This is a genomic window from Tychonema sp. LEGE 07196 (assembly GCF_963890365.1).
Classification (GTDB): domain Bacteria; phylum Cyanobacteriota; class Cyanobacteriia; order Cyanobacteriales; family Microcoleaceae; genus Microcoleus.
In genome coordinates, this window is the sequence record NZ_CAWPRX010000222.1 from 1 (window position 1) to 3,396 (window position 3,396).

Sequence of the window (3,396 nt, forward strand, 5' to 3'; positions counted from 1 at the left end):
TGATTCCCAGAAACCCGGTTTCTCTCGATTTTTTTTGCCACCCCATAGATATTTTATGAGAAACCGGGTTTCTTAGACTTTGCAGACTTTGGGTGATTCCCAGAAACCCGGTTTCTCTCGATTTTTTGCCGCAGATATTTTATGAGAAACCGGGTTTCTTAGACTTTGCGTCATTCCCAGAAACCCGGTTTCTCTCGATTTTTTTTGCAACCCAGCAGATATTTTATGAGAAACCGGGTTTCTTAGACTTTGCAGACTTTGGGTGATTCCCAGAAACCCGGTTTCTCTCGATTTTTTGCCGCAGATATTTTATGAGAAACCGGGTTTCTTAGACTTTGCAGACTTTGGGTGATTCCCAGAAACCCGGTTTCTGTCGATTTTTTTTGCAACCCAGCAGATATTTTATGAGAAACCGGGTTTCTTAGACTTTGGGTGATTCCCAGAAACCCGGTTTCTGTCGATTTTTTTTGCAACCCAGCAGATATTTTATGAGAAACCGGGTTTCTTAGACTTTGCAGACTTTGGGTGATTCCCAGAAAGAAAGAATAATTTGTTAATCTCCTTCGCCCCGTTTTAGTGCTGCTAAAACTGCTTGCTGGCTAACTGCTTGGTAAATTTTACTAAAATGCTGCTTGAGTGCGTCAGAGGCGGGGGAAGATTTGCTACTGGTTGCTGTTGGGTTGGTTGCGAGGGGAATCGGGCCTAAAATATCTAAGACTGTTTCGCTGCTGGGCGGCGGCACAATTACGACTAAAGATGATTCTAGCTGCTGGTTGTATTCCCAAAAGCGATCGACCTTCGGCAATTTAGCATTCGCAGTCGGGGAATTTTTGCCGGAGTTGAGTTGAGAATTTTCCTCTCCTTGGGTGCCCCGTGTCTGACGCAAAGCTGTCAAGATTTGCTCTTTGGTTCTTCCCCGCAGTTGAAAAAGTACAAAGGGGTCTTCTCCGAAGCGATCGCCCAATAAGTAGTATACTGCACTGATGTGCTTGCAAGGGTTTTTCGGGTCTGGACAGGTGCAGCGCGATCGAATATCAGATAAACTTAACGGAAATAGCGTTTTTCCCGCCGCTGCAAATACATCCTCAATATTGTGCGGCATTTCTCCTGCTAATAATTTAGCCGAAAAAACCGCTCTTTGGGACATATTTTCAATCACGTAATCCCAATCTTCATCGCTCAATGTATCGAGCCCTAAAGAAACTTGATAGGGTTTGGGATCTGTTCCTTGAACGATAGCAATTACTTCTTGGTTGGGGAATTTAATGCTGAGAACTTTACCTTCGCGCGCGTATTGCCAGCCGCGTTCTAAGCGTTTTTTGAAGCGGTAGGTATTGATTAAATCGAGCCACTGTTGTGTCCACCATTCTCTGTCAATCATTTATTTGGGAATTGGGAATTGGGCATCGGGCATTGGGCATTGGTAATTGGGATGCTGGAGTCAGAAAGGAAAAAACAGCTATCCGTGTATCCGTGACATCCGTGTCGTGCTGTTGGGAATTGGTAATTAATCATATTATTCTTCTTCTGTTTCTATAATAGCATCGCGATCGAGAATTAGTAAATTTCGCAGTTGGTCTGTGTCGAGTTCGGTGAGCCAGTTTTCGCCGGCGCTGACTACTTGCTCGGCGAGAGCTTTTTTACTCTCGATCATATCGTGTATTTTCTCCTCTAGCGTACCCGTACAGACAAATTTGTGTACTTGCACGTTCCGGGTTTGACCGATGCGAAATACGCGGTCAGTTGCCTGATTTTCTACTGCGGGATTCCACCACCTGTCATAGTGGAAAACGTGGGTTGCTCTGGTTAAGTTAAGACCTGTACCGCCCGCTTTTAAAGATAATATCATAATCGGCGGGCCTTGCGGATCGTGTTGGAAGCGATCGATCATTTCTTCCCGCTGCTGTTGCTTAATTCCGCCGTACAAAAACAAAACTTCTCGCCCTAAATGCTTTTCTAGATGCGGTTTTAGGAGTTTTCCCCATTCAGCAAATTGAGTAAAAATCAAAGCCCGATCGCCCTCAGAAACCACCTCTTCCAACATTTCCACCAACCGCTGCAATTTACCCGATTCCTGACTCTTAATCTCCCATTCTTTCGGGTTTTGTTTAGCTGTCAAAAGAGCCGGATGGTTGCAAAGTTGCTTGAGTTTTACCAGCAAAGCCAGAATCATACCCCGGCGCTGAATACCTTCGGCTGACTCTAAATTAGCGATTGACTCTTCGACTATTTTCTGATATAATGCGGCCTGGCCAGCAGCCAGACTGCAAAATACAGTCATCTCTTGTTTTTCCGGCAAATCTTGGATGATTTCCTTGTCAGTTTTCAGGCGGCGGAGGATAAAAGGCCGAACGAGCGATCGCAAAGTATGCAATGATTCTCTATCTCCATATTTCTCGATCGGAATAGCAAATCGGCGCTGAAAGAAATTGCGCGGCCCCAAATAGCCGGGATTCAGAAACTCCAAAATTGACCACAATTCTTGCAGTCTATTTTCCACCGGAGTTCCCGTCAGCGCAATTCTAAAATCTGCCTCGATTTGCCGCACCGCCTGCGACTGCTTAGCCTCGGAATTCTTAATATTTTGGGCTTCATCCAAAACCAATCCCTGCCATTTAGTGCTTTGAATTTCCTTCGCATCGCGAAACACCAGCGCGTAACTGGTAATTATTAAATGCTTTCCCTTAATTTCAGCCGCAAATGCTTTACCTTTAGCGCGTTTGTCTCCGTGGTGCAGCAATACTTTCAGCGTCGGCCCAAATTTCTTGACTTCCCGCTCCCAATTGCCCAATACCGATGTCGGACAAACCAATAATGTCGGCGCTTCTAGAGAATTTTGTTCTTGCAAGTGCAGGAGGAAAGCAATTAGCTCGATCGACTTTCCCAAACCCATATCGTCCGCGAGACAAGCACCCAAACCCCAGCGTTCTAAGAATGCTAACCAGCCAACTCCCAACGCTTGATAAGGCCGCAATTCTCCTCGGAAACTAGCCGGAGTCGCGATCGCACTTACGGCCTGATTGTCGCTTAAAGTATTCAACAATTCCTGAAGTTGGCCCGTAGCTTCAAAATTCACCACAGGCAACTTTTCAATAGTCTGAGAATCGCCCGAAGCCAAGCGCAAAGCATCCTCCAAAGAAAGAGTCATTTGCTCCTTGCGACTAGCAAAAAAAGTTTTAGCAGCCTTCACATCGGTTGCGCGCAACTCCACCCACTCGCCGTTAATTTCCACCAAAGGCGAATTCAGCTCTACCAGCCGATCGAATTCTGCCTTAGAAATGCGCTGTCCGCCGATCGTCAATTCCCACTTAAAATTTAACAGACTTTGCAAACCCAACCCCCCCTTGCCCCCCCTTACTAAGGGGGGGTTAGTTTCTCCAGCGCCCCCCCTTACTA

2 protein-coding genes are annotated in these 3,396 nt (G+C 46.0%); both read right to left on the minus strand.

All coding sequences use genetic code 11. From position 1 onward, the window contains the following. Window positions 1-553: 553 nt before the first annotated feature. Window positions 554-1,381 (minus strand): SWIM zinc finger family protein, encoded by an 828-nt coding sequence (locus tag AACV78_RS28280; RefSeq protein WP_194009512.1) that lies wholly within the window; start codon window positions 1,379-1,381, stop codon window positions 554-556. A gap of 135 nt (window positions 1,382-1,516) precedes the next feature. After that, window positions 1,517-3,396 (minus strand): DEAD/DEAH box helicase (locus AACV78_RS28285; RefSeq protein WP_194074426.1); only part of this gene is annotated, 1,880 nt, incomplete at its 5' end.